The following is a 15264-nucleotide window of genomic DNA, read 5'->3' on the forward strand; positions in this document are numbered from 1 at the left end:
GTCACATCTGCAGTCGGATCTCGTCGGCCGAGGTGGCGGCGTTCCGCTCCACCTCGGACAGCTCGTCGGATCGCACGGTCAACTGATAGTGCTGCCGCGGGTCGAAGTCGTCAAACTGATCCACACGGTCGAGAACATCAGCCACCAGCTTCTTCAGGAACACGCGGGGAGCAACCCCGACCTTGCCGCCGAGACGGCCGGTGACCGCCCGCGCCAGCTCACGCACGTATACGTCGTCGACGCTGGCGACGCGCGGCGAGCCGTAGAGGTCGCGGACTTTCATTCCGAGCTCGACCAGCCGTTCGATGTCGAAGCCCGGCAGCCGGATCTGCGTGGCACGCGGGTTGTCCCATCGTGCATCTGACCCGAAGTCAGTTGCGAGGCGCTGTGCGAGCGGCGCCAGACGTTGCGCTCCTTGCGGACCATCGAAGAACGCGGGCGTGCCCGTGATCACGAGGAAGAGCCCAGGGAACCGCCCCGCGTAGATGTCGTCAACGAACTGCCTCAAGGCGTTCAACGCCTTGTCCCGCGCATCGCTGCGGACTCGTTGCAGGGTCTCGACTTCGTCGAGAACAAGCAGGAGGCCAGGATTGCCGCTGTCGCGCAGCACGGTGAGCAGACCCTGGAGGAAGTTCAACGCGCCGAAGTGGTCGAGGTCGCCCTTTACCCCCGCGGCGCGGCGAGCGGACGCCGCGACGTGGGGCTGCCCGCCAAGCCAGGCGGCGAGTCCGCTGGCCGTCGCCTGATCGGCTTCGGCCGTCGCCGTCCGATAACCACGCAGACCGGCCGCGAACGCTGGCGTGCTGCGGGAAATGTCTGTGAGCCGTTGCTCCATCAGGTCGCCGACTGCCTGGTCGAGGGCTGGTCCATCGTCCTCGGCGACCGCGCCGCCGGCTAGCACGTCCTCCTCGAGAGCGAAGATCCATCCGTCCAACACGGGGCGCAGGGCGCTCGGCGCAAACTGCTCTGTGGTGAGGTGGTCGGTCATTCGGCGGTAGACGGTTTCCATTCGGTGCAGCGGTGTCTCGAGTTCGGAGATCTGCACCTCTGATGTCGCGAAGCCGTGCCGCTTGGCGCGCTCGGCAAGCCAACGAGTGAAGAAGGTCTTTCCGGCGCCGTACTCGCCACGGACCGCTTTGAAGACGCTGCCGCCACCCGCAACCCGACTGAGCTCGTCGTCAGTCGCGGCGACGAAGCGTTCAAGGCCCACCGCGAGTGCATCGAGCCCGTTCGTCGGAACAACGCCACGGCGTAGGGCGTCGATGATCTCGCGACGGCGGCGTGCGGAAACCTCGCCGGTCATGCCGGATCCAGCCCGAACTGCTCGCGTAGCAGACCGACGTCCAGGATGACGGTCTGCCCATCCACGTCGAGCCGCAGCACCGGATAGCCCTCGACCTGCAGCACCCGCTGCAACGCCGTCACCGACTGGGTGATGCGATGCGCTGGGACTCCAGCTCGAGAGGCGAGGTTGTCCAATCGGCTGCGTCCCTGCGCGGACACAAGGACTCGCAGCATGGCTCGCGCCCGCTGGTCGGGCAAGACACCGCGGCCTTGGCTGCGCTGCTGGTAAGTCTCGCTGTCGAGCAGGGCGGCAATGAGCCGGTCAGCGTCCGTGGGTGGTTCAGGTGCGGCCGGCGCGGTCACCGGTGCTGGGGTGGCGTCAAACAGTGTTTCGGTCTGCGGGGCCGGAGCCTGTCGTTGAGTTCGCGGGCGCCCTAGCGCTTTATCGGGTACGACCGCGCTTTCGGTCGCGCCGTCGTCCGCCGGCCACCACCACGCCGGACTGGGGACCGGCGCCCCCGCCCAACCAGGAACGGCGGTCTCGTCGCCAGCGCCGAACACCAGCAACGGAATGACGGCCTCGGCGGCCGACGCGCCACCGTGATAGCCGGCTTTCCGCGGGCCGTAGCGGATCTCCTCGCGCCAGGGCAGCACGACCTCGCCGTTTGCTTTGGCGACACGGGGCCCCCGCACGACAACCTCGCCCTCGCCGGCTGGCCGGTCGTGCGGACGCCACCGATTTTCGCTCGCCGCGCTCGGCCGCTGGGTGGCCTCCGGGCCCCGGTCGACCACGTGGCCGTGGTCGGAAACCACGACCACCACGTGATCAGACGCCAGCGTGAGCAGATCCCGCACCGACTGGATCGTCTCGGTGTCCCAGACGGTCGTGCCTGGGTCGCTGCGGTCGAGAGCGTCGTCGATCGTGTTGACCACCGCGGCGACCAGCGGCACTCCCGGGTCTTCGAGCGCACCGGTCACCTCGGTGTCCAAGGCGACACCAGCACCCGCCCGGAGACGCGCTTTGTGGAGCAGGACGCCCTGGGGGAACCGCGCCGCGAACGCGGCCAGCTCTTCCTTCTGCTGCCCGGTAGCGATGTGACCGGTGAACAGTGAGCAGCGGCTGACCTCGGTGATAGTGGGCAGCGCAGCCAGCACGCCGACGCGCTCACCACCGTCCGGAGTGAGCTCGAACCACGGTCCCGTGCGGCCCATCGACTCCGCGAGCTCGGTCGCGGCGGCGACACCCATTCCGTCGAGAACCAGTAGGAGCACCCGCCGGCCATGCGCCAGGATCGGGTCGACGACACGGTCGAGAACGTCTTCGACCCTGATCAACGCACCGGGTGGCGAGTCGTGCTCTGTCGCCTCGGCGAGCAGGGTCGCGAACCGCTGGTCGTGCCTAGCCCGCCGGGCGTCGACCGCTCGGTGCAGCAGGTGGTACGCCTCAGCCACGACCGGATCGGTGTCGCCGGCGAACACGTCGAGCCGCGCACGGTCGACATATCCGTCGACCCGGCTCTGCCGCAGCACCGCGTCGTACAGTGTCGCGGGCTCCGGACCGTCATCCGTGGCGAGCCAGCGCAGCAGCCGAACCGCCATCCGTGCGGTCTCAAGCCGTCTGGCATCGGCGCCACGGTGCGCCTCGGCATTCGCAAGCGCACGCTCCGCGGCCGTTACCATCCCGTGGTCGGGCTTCCCTGGACCGGCAGCACCGAGGCGCACGGCCGCGGCGACCGCCCGGAGCCGCTGGATGAAACCGGTCGGCAGCACGTCGCTCCCGCCGAGCAGTTCCGTCGCGTCTATTCGCTTAGCAATCTCCTCCGCACGCGCGAGGTAACCGCGCGCGTCCCGGCGGCCGTCCCGGTCGTTGGTGCTCGCCCGCCCGACCGACGCGAGGGCCAGCGTGTGCAGGGCTTCGGCCTCTTCCACCCGCAGCCGCACGCCTCCGAACCACGGCTCGAGGCGGGTCTGTGCGACAGCGACCGCGGTGGCCCGCGGGCCTCCAGACGGTGCAGGCCACAGTGCTCCGGCGAGCAACCCGAGGGGTACGGCGTCCGTGCCGTTGCCGGATCGGACCGCCGCCATGATGGCCGCGGCACCGGCGCCGCCGACCTCCGACAGGTAGCCGAGGATGCCGTCCAGGATCGGGCCGGGTCGTTGCGTCGCGCGCAACACCGCGGCGGCATCCGTGGTCCAGTCCATTAGCCCCGCACCGTCGAGCTGCTCCCGGTCGATGCCGAGCGCCTCGGTCACGAGGCTTGCCAGCGCGTGGTCGCGGGTCAGCACCTTGCCCGGCGCGACTGGCCAACCGACGGCCGGCGTGAGGTCGATCAGCGCGTCGACGACCCACCTGCCCTCGCGGGTCAGCATGGGATCCAATTGGGTCGCGCCGAAAAGGTCGCCGGCGATCTCCCACGGGTCGACGCGGCGCACGGTGTGCTTACTGACGTATGCGAGCAGTCCTTCGCCGAGTTGGGCGTCGTTGAGCTCCGTCAGCAGCACGAGGCGTTCGTCGTCCCGGCGCTCCTCGATCGCCGTCCACGCGGCGAGCGGCGTCGGACACGGCACCACGCGGGCGCTCAGCGAGCCCACCGCCAGCACCGGATCGTGCGTCCAGGCCGCTTGGGAACGCAGGGCGATCGCGGGGGCGTCGTCCTTGTCCTCGGCGAGCCAGGCCTCGACCTTGCGACGGATCGCGGCCGGCTGCACTGCCGTCACCGCACCTCCCACGTCACCGTCACGGTCTTGCCGGCCTCGACCTGCTCACGCAGGAACTTGCCGAACTCGTCGGCATCGGCCGCGGTCGACACGACTCGCTGCTGTTGCCTTGGCGGGGGAGGCGGAGGCGGAGGTGGTGGTGGCGGGGGTGGCGGTACAACGGCAAGAATCCTCGCCGCCTCGCGGGTTGCCGTTGACAGCGCCGCGGAAAGGTCGGCACCGAGCTGCTCGTGGCGGGCGGCCTCCTGGAGTCGCCGCAGGACACCCTGGGCGTCCTCGTCCGTAGCCGCCCGAAGGCGCAGCGCGTCGAGCAACGCCCACTGCGTATTCGCCAATGCGTTGACGACCGAGAAAGCCGACTTGAACGACTTGCTGGCGACCTCGTCGTCAACGTCACCGACATCGGCGGTCGCGACCCGGTCGATGAGCGCGACATCGTCGGACTCGGTCGACAGAGCCTTCAGCATGCGCGCAACGCGGCGTGCGGTCGCCAACCGACCCGTCGTCGCCCCCGCGTCCAAGCCCAACGTATCCGCCCGTGAAGCCAGCTCACGCGCGGCTTCTTCCGCTGTCGACGCGTATTGCCGCGCCTGGGCGCGGACAAGACCGACGAAAACGCCGAGGTTGCCAGCACTCCTCCACGCTGGCGGGTTCTCGCCGAACAGCCCCTGCGCGCGAAGGCGCGCCTTGGCCCAGCTCTCCTCGCTTGGCAGCGGGATCTGCCGCAGCTCCATGTTGTCGTTGATCGCCTGGACGCTGTCGACCGGCTCCTTGGTGCCGTGCAGGAACCAGGCCAGCTGCTGCTCCTCAGCGAATACCGCGAGGATCGCGTTCTGCAGCTCCCGCTCGAGGCCACGGGGCTTCGGCTGGTCGAGCAACGGACGCAGGACGTGCACCGGAAAATGCTCTTTGTAGCCCTGCTTTGCCGCCTCCTGGAGCAGGTGGCGGGACCACCAGCAGGTGGTCATCGTCAGGACGAAACGGTGCTCGACGAGCTCCCCGAGCTGCAACTGGTTGCAGATCCGCCGGATGGTCTTCTGGTCGGCGGTGTCGACAGCGGTGCCCTTCGTCGGGTCGGCCGCTGCCAGCCGGGCGTACTTGAGCACCTTGTTCAACTCGGCGCGGGTGATCGCCTTCTCGTCGTCGGGCAAGGCCGGTTTTCCGGGGTACGACCAGCCCAGCAGGTTTCCGGTCAGGTTGAGGAACGCGTCCCGAAGCGTGCCGCCGCGCGGGTCGCCCAGGTGCAGGGCCTCCTCGAGGGTGTGCAGGACGGGCACCGAGTCGACCTCGACGTTTGCGGCGTTGGGTGCGGCCGCCCCGTACGCCTGCTTGAACGCGTCGGTGATGGCGACCCGTAGCTGCTGCTGGCGCTGCTGGAGGTAGACCTTGCCCTGCTGCCGGTCGGCCGCCGACCAGTCCGCCGCGAGCGCGGTGAGCCGGTCACCGCTGCCGCCCGCGCCCAGCAGATAGTTGATCTTTGCGAGCTGGGCCACCCGCCCCATCACCTCGTCGGTGAGGAACAGCGGCATCCAGAGCACCGTGCGGTGCCCGCGCTCGAGGGTCTCGATGCGGGCGAAGTCCTCGTTGCGCCGGTGCCCCGGGTCGAAGGGGTAGTCGACGATGATTCGCCAGCCGTCGCCGTGCCGGATCAGGGCGGAGTCGGGCATCGAGTCCTTGTCACGGACGTTTCCGAACCGCACCTGGATCTCGTGCTTCCGACCGCGCCATTCCCGCTGGTAGGGCAGCTCCCCGAAAGTGCCGTCACGCAGCTCCAGGCCCAGCTCGCCGCTGACCATCTCACGGACGAGCTGTTGCAGGACACCGGAGGTCGTCTCGTTGTACGGCACGAGGTCGAGCAGCCGGTCGTAGTCGACCGAGGTTAGCGTCACGGAGACGACCGGGTCCGGGCCGTCGCCGATGTGGAGCTGCCCCGCGTCAGCGGCGAGACGCCGCAGCCGGTCGAGCACGATCTGATTCTCGTAGCCCGCGATGGGTGAGGCGATCGATCCGAAGTTGAGGGCGTGCAGCTTCGCGGCGGTGAGGTTGTGCAGCGCCGGCACCTCCGCGACCAGCGCACCGAGGATCAGCGTCTTGACCAGCCGGTCGTCGATCCCGAACAGCTCGTGGGTGGTCGCCTCGGCCTCGCTGATGCCGTGGGTGGCGAGCAGCAAGGGCCGCAGCTTGTGCAGGTAGGTGTCGCGACCGGCCTGGAAGAGCTGCTTGAGCTCGGGACGGTCGGGCAGCTCGCCGCGCAGCACCAGTGGGTCGAACAGCGCCGCCACCCCGATGAGACCGCTGACCCGCAGGGTGTCGCGCCGCTCGACGAGCAGCTCGGTCATCACCTTGAGGGCGGTGCGCTCCCGCTGGAGGGCCTGGGAGAGCGCCACCAGCGTCGCCACCAGGGCCGGTGAGAATGGGTAGAGGCGGCGGAACGAGGTCGCGTCGGAGCCGATACCGGCATCGCCGTACTGGTCGCCGAGCAGCAGGATGTCCCAGACGTCGCGGCGGCCCCGAACGGCCGCGAACGCCTCGTCGATGACGGCCTTCGCGGCGTCGTCGGCCTTCAGCAGCCGCTTCTCGGTGATCTCCGGCAGGTTGGTGTCGGCGAGCACGATGTCCTGGCCCAGCCGGCCCTGGACGCTTCGCATGACGTCGGCGAGGGCCGCCCGCTCGGTGCCGCCGACCTGCGGCCCGAGGAAGTCCTCGAGGTTGCGCTGCCGCGCGATGAACGACGCGATCGGCAGCGGGCGCGCGGTGTCGGACGACTCGACGAGCTTGTTGAGCTTGGCGCCCTCGGTCTGCACGAACGTGTGGTCGGCGATCTTCGTCGAGAGCCACAGGATCAGCTCGTCGAGGAAGAACACCATCGCGTCGTAGCCGAGGTCCTTCGCGTGCCGGGTGATGACGGCGAGCCCGGTGTCGAGGTCGAGGTATTCCCCACCATGCACCGCCCCGGTGAAGAACTCCCGGGTGAGCGCGCTGACGAGCGCGTCGCGGTCCTTGGTGCCGGGCGGCTCGGCGGCCGCCCGGTCGTAGCTCTCCGCGGTCCAACCTGACGCCTTCGCCCGCAGCGCGGACAGGTTGCCCCCACTGCCACCCGGCGTTACGCCGGTGCCGCGTAGGCGCTCGAGGAACCGCTCGTCGCCGAGGTCGGCCCGCAGCTTCGCGGCGTCGACGAGCAGGGCGTCCGACCGGTGTACGGCCGGCGGTGGCGCGTCGGGGCGAAGCGCCGTGATCTGGCGCAGGTAGCCCTCGAGGATCGCCTGCTCGGTCGATCGGGCGTCGAGCATGTGGAACGTGAGGCTGAGGATTTGCTTGCCCTTGAGCCACTCGTCCGCTTTGGCGACCGCGCCGCCGAGGTTGCGCACCTGCCGCGCGGCTGCGTTATGGGCCAGGATCTCCCGCAGTACCGCCATGAAGTGCGACTTGCCGGAGCCGAACGAGCCGTGCAGAAACTTCGCCTGCGATCGCCCGCTGCTGACCGCGTGCCCGATGAGGCTGAGCGCCTCGTCGAAGTTCTTCCGCAGGTCGTCGGTGACGACGTAACGCTCGAGGTCGGCGCCCTCCGACGCCCGCACCACGAAGTCGGCGTCGCCGACCGACGTGGGGATTGTGATCAGCTCGCGTAGCAACGTCATGCGGGCACCTCCACTCCCCTGATGCTGGCAAGCTCAGCCCGGTCGGCGTCAAGAGCGGCCAGCTCGGTGTCGATCAGACCGGTGAAGAACTGCGCGGGTGAGCCCGGAAAACCCGGCTTCGGGTCAGCGTGCCACTGGTGCAGCCACGGCTCCAACTCGGCGATGCCGGCCAGGATCGGGAGCAGCCGGTCCGCCTTCCAGCCACCCTGCGTCTTGCGGTCGAGGTAGATCGTGGCCAGCGCCTGCGCCTGCGCGAGATGGTCCCAGCCCGCCCAACCGATTAGCTCGGTGCTGTCACCATCCCGACCCGCCTTCGGGTACGAGATGAACCGCTCCTTGGGCACATCGAGCTTGCCCCGGTTACGCCAGTAGCTCGCCTTAACGAAGTCCCCCGACGTGTACTTGGGCGGCACTGCAATGTCGACCTTCTCCCCTGCATCCTCCCGACGCTGCAAGGCCCAAGCCCGTTCCCATTGCGCCCGCTTCCGCAGCCCTCCGGCCTTGTAGCGCTGGCTCGGCAGGTACGGAACATGCTCGTCGGCGAGCAGCTTGGCCAGAGACCGAACCAGATCGTGCTGGTCGGTCTCCATGTAGAGGTCAAGCACGGTCCGAAAGTCCTCGTCGTGCCGAACCCGATCAGCAAGGTGTTCCACCGACAGCGGCGTCGGAGCGCCGGCCCACAACGCCGGGGCTTCAAGCCGGTCAAGCAGCCAACCGCGAAGTGCCCGCTGCTGCAGGGCGTCCCAACCCTCGGTAGTCCACCGACGCTTATATTCGGGCCGCTCGATCAGCGCGATGTTCCGATCCGACTCGATGACCGCGATCCGCTTCTCGACCAGCGCTCGATACTCCGGAGACCAGCCCGCCGGCGGTTCCGTTATCGGCGTCGACCCGTGCCGCGCAAACCAGTCGGTTTCGATTTCGCCTGCGGCTATTCTGCGCGCCAGGACGATCTCAAAAGCGCGCTCTCCAAGCGTCAACTCAGGAAAGTCGGCCGCTGTCAACTGCTCGTCGATGAGCCCATATCGGCGGTAGATGTCCCAATCGAGTTCTTCCTGACGAGCTATCATCTCGCCGCGAACGGCGACCCATCTGACAGCCGCTCGTTCCAGTGCGCCTCTGCTTGGCGCGTCATCAAGGACAAGTGCTGAGGGCAACGTCCGCGCCAGCTCTTGTGCAAGTTCAACAAGCTCGCCTCCCCCGGCCGTCACCAAGTCATCAGGTAGCGGGAATTCCTCAAGCTTAGTTCCAGTAAACTCCCAGCGATCCATCCACGCTTCCGGCTGGATTCCTCTGCCAATTCCGCTTCCCGCCTTACTCTGGCTAACTTGCTTGAGCCAGAAGCAGGCCGTGGAGCTGTTCAGCACGCCGAGCAGCCGCAGATGATCGTCTTCCGTCGCCCCCTCCGGCAACTTAACCACCGGCGCAGAACGACTGAATACTTTCCCACCTCGGTCGAAAACGAAGTGATTGTGGGTAGCCACAAACGCAAATGACAACGACAATTTTGTAGTGAATCGCTTGGGGAAGAACATCGAATATTCGAACCACAGAAGACCTCGCTCTAGTTGCGTAGACCCATACGCGACCCGCTCAGAAAGCGAGCGGCGAACGGGCCAGAGCAACTTGAGCACGGCCGGAGACGCCGTAGGCTCGAGTGACTTGGAGTCGTAAGGCCACAACCCGACAAGCGCGTCGGCTATCGACCAATCTCTGACAACCTCTCCCTCTATCATTGGCAGTTGCTGCAATGTTGGGACGCCATTCCGTCGAAGCACGCCCTCACCCAAAAAGTAAGCGTGATCCTCTCGCGTCACGGCTCCCGAGCCAATGTCAGAGACTACATCCCGCAGGACACTCGATGACGACTTCTCTAGCAACTGCATTACTTGCCCCGCGCCACCCCCACTCAGACTCCAAGGGTGCCTTGCGAATGTTCCACGATCGATGTCTGCGACCGATATCCAAGCCGACTCAGTGCCCGAATGGTCTATTTGTTCGGATATCGCACGCCAAACGATTCCATTCGAAGGATCAGTGGGTTGCACAGGCTCACCGCGGACTCCTAGTACCGCGCGGACCGACACGGGCCGACGTCGGGGGTTCGAACGGCCGATCAAGATCACTGTTGGTGTCCCGTGGCCCGGAATATAGGCACCTGAGGTGTCGATCACCTCGGTTAGCTCGACTCGGTCGGCAAAGTAATCGTTGATGAGCTTGGCGCCGAACTCGCGCTTCATGAAGGCGTTCGAGGTGATCTGGCCGACGTAGCCCGCGCCTTCGCCGTGTTCGTCTGAGCGCTGCGCGAGGTCGAAGAAGCGCTTCGCGAAGGGCACGCCGAGCTGATACTGCCGGTGGCAGACGTCCCGATACAACTCCCGATAGGTGCGGTTGCGCGCGCTGTCCTTCACAGTGATGTAGGGCGGGTTGCCCACGACGACGGTGTACTGGCCGTTCTTCAAATACTTGCCGAGCAGGTCGCCGTCTTCCGTCCACAGCGGATACTCCGACTCGCCCTCGAAGGCCGCAAGCATGTTGCCCTGGTGAGATGAGTCCTCGCCCCAGCCCAGGAGGGAGTCGCCGACGGCTACCTGCACGGGGAACTTCGTCGCCAGGTTACGGTGGCCCGAGGCCTTGAGGCCCGCGATCAAGAGCCGGAAACGGGCGATGGCGGCGGCCGCCGGGTTGATGTCCACGCCCGTGACCTGCCTAAGCGCTTTGTCTACCAAGAGGTTTGCGGGCGTTGCCGGTTCCCGTTCCTTCCAGCGTTCGAACAACCGGTTGAACGCGCCGAGCAAGAAGTGGCCGGAGCCGCACGTCGGGTCGATAACGCTCATGTTGGCGAGGCCGAACTCGCGATACGCGGGCTCGAATGTCCGGTCGAGGATGAACTCCTCCACGAACTCGGGCGTCTGGAGCAGCGCGTACGTCTCCCGGGCGTGCGCCGAGAGGTCCTGATAGAGGTCGCCCAGGAAACGCGTCTCCAGCTCGTCGGACCGCAGCGACGCAGACCCCGGGCCTCGGCGGAAGAAGTCGGACAGCTCTTCAGCCGCGCGTCCGGAAATGTCGAACCGCCACACCGGGTCGTGCTCGCCGAACAACGACGAGGTCGAGTCGGCGATGAAGCGGAACGCCCTCCGAAGCCAGAAACGGTCGTTCTGCGTCGGGTTCTTTATTAGGTGGTCCTGGCGGTTCTGGAGGGCGGTCTCGACCGACGCGCGCTCCCCCGGCCCGCCGATCCACACCTGCCGAACCAGCTCGTTGTCCTCGCAGAAACGCACGAAGACGCAGCCGAGCACCCACGCGACGGCCGCTTGGTCGAGCACGTCCTCCAGCCACGTCTCATAGGTCGCCGCGGTCCGGCGGGCGGCGCGGGCCGCCGCGTACTCCTTGCGCAGCTCGGCGTCCAGCGCCTCGTTGGCTGGTACCTGCTCGCGGAGGTCCTCGACCAGGAGGCCGACCTGCTTTTGCAGGGGGGCGAGCGCGATCACGAGGCGTTCCCTTCGGAGGCGGGCTTGAGCGGCCACGTGCCGGGCAGCCATAGCGACTGGCTGGCCGGCGACGTGAGCGGCAACTGGACAGCATCGAGCATGGCCGGCTCGGGCCGGCGGGCAGGCACGAGCAGGAGCCGGGCTGCGGGACGGGCCCGGCTCGGGTCGGCCATCTCCTGGAGGACCTGGAGCTGCCCGAAACGGGCGAGTGGCGCGAGGTCGGTCAACAGCAACGGCTCTTCGACCGCCAGCGCCGCCACCAGGCCTGGCATGACCTCGTGCTCGACGATCTCCACCAAACTGCGAAAGTCGGGGTCGGTCGTGTCGCCGCTGTCGGCAGCGACGATGGCGTCCCACGGGAAGTCCAGCGCACGCAGTCCACGCAATACGTGCGCCTTGACGTTGACCTCGGTGAGCCCGAGCCGGGCGACCAGCTCTTCCCGCGCCACGCGGTAGCGCATCATTGGCACGAGAACGGCGAGAAACGCCCGCCGAGAGACCGCCGAAGCGAGCTTGGTGTCCGCATCGACGGCGTCCGCTCGGTCGGCGAGCGGTCCCGTGCTCGCCATACGGGTGCTGCTCGGGGCGAGGGTGGCGGAACGCATGACGTACGCGTGCCTGGCGTCGTCCCACCGCAGCGGCACGTCGCAGCGCTCGAGCAGCTCGTCGAGGCGGTACCGCTGGGTCGGCATGGCCTCGGCACGTGGGAATCTCGCGTGCACTCGGGCTCGAAGTTGTTCGATCGCCATCGACTGGCCGAGCAGGCCGTTGCGGGCAAGCCGCAGCGTACGCTCGGCGCCCATCCCTACGGGATAGATCTGCCCCTGGGCGTTGACGTCGGCGACGTTGTTGCTCGCGGCTGCGGCGATTTGGAGCAGCCGGTTGTCGTTGATCGGCGGCGCCCCGTCAGGCGCCGGGATACGCCGGAGCTCCTCGACGGCCCGCGCGCGGGTGGCCAGCGGATCGTCGTTGGCCAAAGCCGCGGCGCGCCGACCCAGAGCCACGGCGTACCCGAGCAGGTGGGTGGCGGTCGTCGCGGCCGCCGGATCGTCGGGTTCACGACCAACCAGCACGACGTCGGAGCCCCGGAATCGCTGGATCGCCACCCTGGCGTCCCCGCCCCGGCTGAGCTCCGCCTCCACGGCGGCGCGCACGACACCGACGGCCTGCGCGGCGCGCTTGGGCCCGTCCGAATAGGACCCTCGGGCAGCGACGAGCGCCTCGGCCAGCTCGCCGGCCGACATGACGCCACCGCGGGCCTCCAGCAGCGCGACGATCTCGTTGCGCACCGCGATCAGATGGTCATTGGCCAGCCACGATTGGGTCTGCTTGCGCACCAGGGTCGAGACCTGGGGCTGTGTGAGCCCGATCTGCGCTGCGGCGTCGCTCTGGGAAAGCCACCCCAGGTAAGACCCATCCGCCGTCGGTGCCTGTCCGAGAAGCGTCGCGACTGCGTCGCGGTCCTTCGCTGGCCGAGCCGGCAGTAGCGATGAAGACACGGCCTCGATGCCCTGCGCGCGCGGAACACGTTCCTCGGGTGTCTCCTCGCGGGTCTCCTGCGGCAGGCGCGCCCGCAACGCCCGCACCTGCGCGAGGATCTCCTTGCGGGTGGCGTCCGGAACGCCTTGCGCCCGTGTGAGCGCCGACGGCTCGTAATCGAGCAGCTCCCCGACGGTGTGCACGCCGAGCCGCTCCAGTGCCGACCGCGCGCGGGCCGTCAAGCCCACTGCTTCCAGCAGGCTGTCCCGCGTGAGTGTGTCGGGCGCCTCTGCCGGGACGGTCGGGATGTCCTTGAAGATGGTCCGCCACGCGTCGGTCATCTCCTCGGCGGTGTCGAACCGTTGACCCGCGTCCCGGCGCAACGCTCGCGCGAAGAAGGCCGCGAGACGGTCGGCGATCGAGGAGTCGAACGCGCCAGGATCGATGGTGACCTCGTCGGCGATCGCGGCCGGGTTGGCGTTGTCACCCCAGCGCGGCAGGCCGCCGGTCGCCATCTCGTAGAGCGTGACCGCTGCGGCGAACCGGTCGGCGGCCGCGTCGTAACGCATCCGGCGCGGCGGCCCGAGGAACGGGTCCAGATAGGGCCGCGTGCCGGCGCCGAGCTGGTCCACCGGCGTCGCCGCCAGTGAGAAGTCGAAGACGCACAGATGGAGCTGCCGGTCCTTAGGGCGCGGCCGGGCCGCCAGGTTGGCCGGCTTGAGGTCGCGGTGCCAGACGCCCTCACCTTCTAGGAAGCTGATGATGTCCATGAGGTCGCGGCCGTACCGCTCGAGCAGGTCGAGCGCGAGGCGCCGGCCGCCGGCGAGCTCGTCGGCGAGTGTCCGGTCGCCGGCACTCTCCAGGACGAGCGTGGTCCGGCCGCCGACCGTCACGGGGCCGGCTAGCAACTCCGCGACCTGCCAGTGGTGGCGCATCGTCTTGAGCACCGCGGCTTCGGCGCCGAGTCGGTCGGCGTACTGCTCGTCGCGGGCGACCTTCAGCACCCGGGTCCTGATGCCGTCGGGTGTCTCCTCGGATACGAGCAGGGCCGTCGCCGTCGCGCCGGTGCCCAACCGCCGCACGACGGTGAACCCGCCTTCGAGCACCATGCCCTTCTGGGCGTGCAGCGGATCGATGACCGGCTCGGGCTCTGGGCGCGTCAGCTCGTCCCACACGTCGTCCAGACCAGCCCGGAAGGCCGACGCGGTCTTGACTCGACCCGCGGGGTCGCCTCGGGTCGCGTCGTAGATCAGCGTCAGCAGCGCGTTCGGCATGCCGTCAGCCACCGCGGCGAGGTTGAGCCCGCCGTCATGGACGGCGGTTACCAGCTCCTCCGGCGAGGCGGCCGGCGGCTCACCGCTGAAGATCCGGTAGGCGAGCGCGCCGAGGGAGAAGACGTCGAGCTGGCTGCCGGGTACGTCGCCGCGGTTGACCGCCTCCGGCGCCTGGTAGGTGCGCACCTCGTCGTCGAAGAAGAGCTCCAGCCCCGCTCCGTCGGTCGACGTGCTCAGCTTGGTGACCTGGGTCGAGCCGGCGAGGCGTCCGCCGGCCTGCCAGTCAGTGACGACTAGGGACGGTCTGGCCGCAGTAGGGTTCGCGACGTAGACGGCTCGGGGGTTGAGTGCCCGGTGGGACAGGCGACGCGCGTGAGCGTACGAGATGATCTCTGCCAGATCCTGCACGATCTGTAGCCGCTGGGCCAGGCTCAGTTTCGGGCCGTGCTCTACCAGCCAGTCGTCGAGGCGCACCCAGCTCTGCTCGTGATCGAAGACCACCGCCCGGCCCCAGCCGTGATCGTGCATGTCCAGGGCACGCGCGATGCCGGGGTGGTTAATGCCCTGCAGCAGCCGGAACTCCCGCTCGGCCGCACGCCGGATCAGCGGCACCTCGTCGGCCGCGGCCCGGCTGGTCAGATAGAACCGAACCCGGCGGACGAGGTTCTTGTCCATGGCGTGGCCGCCGAGGAAGTCCTGCCACCCGAACCCCTCCGCGAACGGCTTGGGGAAGAGCAGGACCTGGCCAACCGTGCGATTGGCGACTGAAGGCCTGATTCCGGCGCCGCGCACCAGGTCGACAATCTGCCTGCCGCGAGCAACGTCGACAGCGTCGCTCACGTTGCGCGGTGGGGCCAGCAGGAAGGTTTTCAAGCTCGGCAGATTGGATTCGGTGTTGTCGAGACCGTAGACATGTTGCCGGGCAACTTCGTCGAGGCGCGAACGCATCGAACTGGCATGAAGGAACAGTGCGGCACCGACGAAAAGCCCGTGATCGCCCTGCCGTTGCTGCCGTGCGTAATGCCGAACCAGACCCGCGAGACGCTTTGCTTTGCGATTCGCCAGCACCAGCGGGTTGTCGACCGGCATGAGCCGACCGCGCGGCATTCTGCGCACCCAGCGGCCTTGATCGCCGGCGATCTCACCTTGCCAGTGCTTGAGCTCGACGACGTAAAGGCCCGCACGGGTAAGGACCAGCGCATCGACCTCGTTGATGGAGCCGTCGGTGCCGACGAACTCCACATTGGCCCAGACGTGGTAGGGATCCGCGTCGGGGAGATACGACGCGAGCGCCCGGAGCCCGTCCCGCTCGTGCGGGAACTCGCTCGGGTTGATCTCTTCCCAACGCGGCGAATCGTCACGCACGCGCCGTCACCACCT

Annotated in this window: 5 protein-coding genes; all 5 read right to left on the reverse strand. The window is 68.1% G+C overall.

The features are described from left to right. Position 1 precedes the first annotated feature (1 nt). From brxD to pglW, 5 genes are read right to left on the reverse strand one after another with little or no spacing between them, the layout of a single operon-like run. Positions 2-1303 (reverse strand): BREX system ATP-binding protein BrxD, encoded by a 1302-nt coding sequence (brxD, locus tag Asi02nite_RS19060; RefSeq protein ID WP_203714736.1) that lies wholly within the window; start codon positions 1301-1303, stop codon positions 2-4. Further along, a complete protein-coding gene (pglZ, locus tag Asi02nite_RS19065) occupies positions 1300-4002 on the reverse strand; it encodes a BREX-2 system phosphatase PglZ (protein ID WP_239126815.1) in 2703 nt (900 codons plus the stop codon). The genes brxD and pglZ overlap by 4 nt, the downstream gene beginning before the upstream one ends. After that, a complete protein-coding gene (locus Asi02nite_RS19070; RefSeq protein ID WP_203714740.1) occupies positions 3999-7640 on the reverse strand; it encodes a DUF6079 family protein in 3642 nt (1213 codons plus the stop codon). Before Asi02nite_RS19070 ends, pglZ begins: the two co-directional genes overlap by 4 nt. Then, the gene (pglX, locus tag Asi02nite_RS19075; protein ID WP_203714742.1) at positions 7637-11131 is read right to left on the reverse strand and encodes a BREX-2 system adenine-specific DNA-methyltransferase PglX; all 3495 of its coding nucleotides are present in this window, start codon (positions 11129-11131) and stop codon (positions 7637-7639) included. Before pglX ends, Asi02nite_RS19070 begins: the two co-directional genes overlap by 4 nt. Beyond that, entirely contained in the window at positions 11128-15249 is a 4122-nt protein-coding gene (pglW, locus tag Asi02nite_RS19080) for a BREX system serine/threonine kinase PglW (RefSeq protein ID WP_203714747.1), read from the reverse strand. The genes pglX and pglW overlap by 4 nt, the downstream gene beginning before the upstream one ends. Positions 15250-15264 lie beyond the last annotated feature (15 nt).

Origin of the sequence: Asanoa siamensis (assembly GCF_016862555.1) — a bacterium.
GTDB classification, from domain to species: Bacteria; Actinomycetota; Actinomycetes; order Mycobacteriales; family Micromonosporaceae; genus Asanoa; species Asanoa siamensis.

What these genes read in the sequence shown, in the direction of transcription:
- brxD (WP_203714736.1), bottom strand. Translation starts at nt 1,303, where the DNA reads ATGACCGGCGAGGTTTCCGCACGCCGCCGTCGCGAGATCATCGACGCC.
- Asi02nite_RS19070 (WP_203714740.1), bottom strand. Translation starts at nt 7,640, where the DNA reads ATGACGTTGCTACGCGAGCTGATCACAATCCCCACGTCGGTCGGCGAC.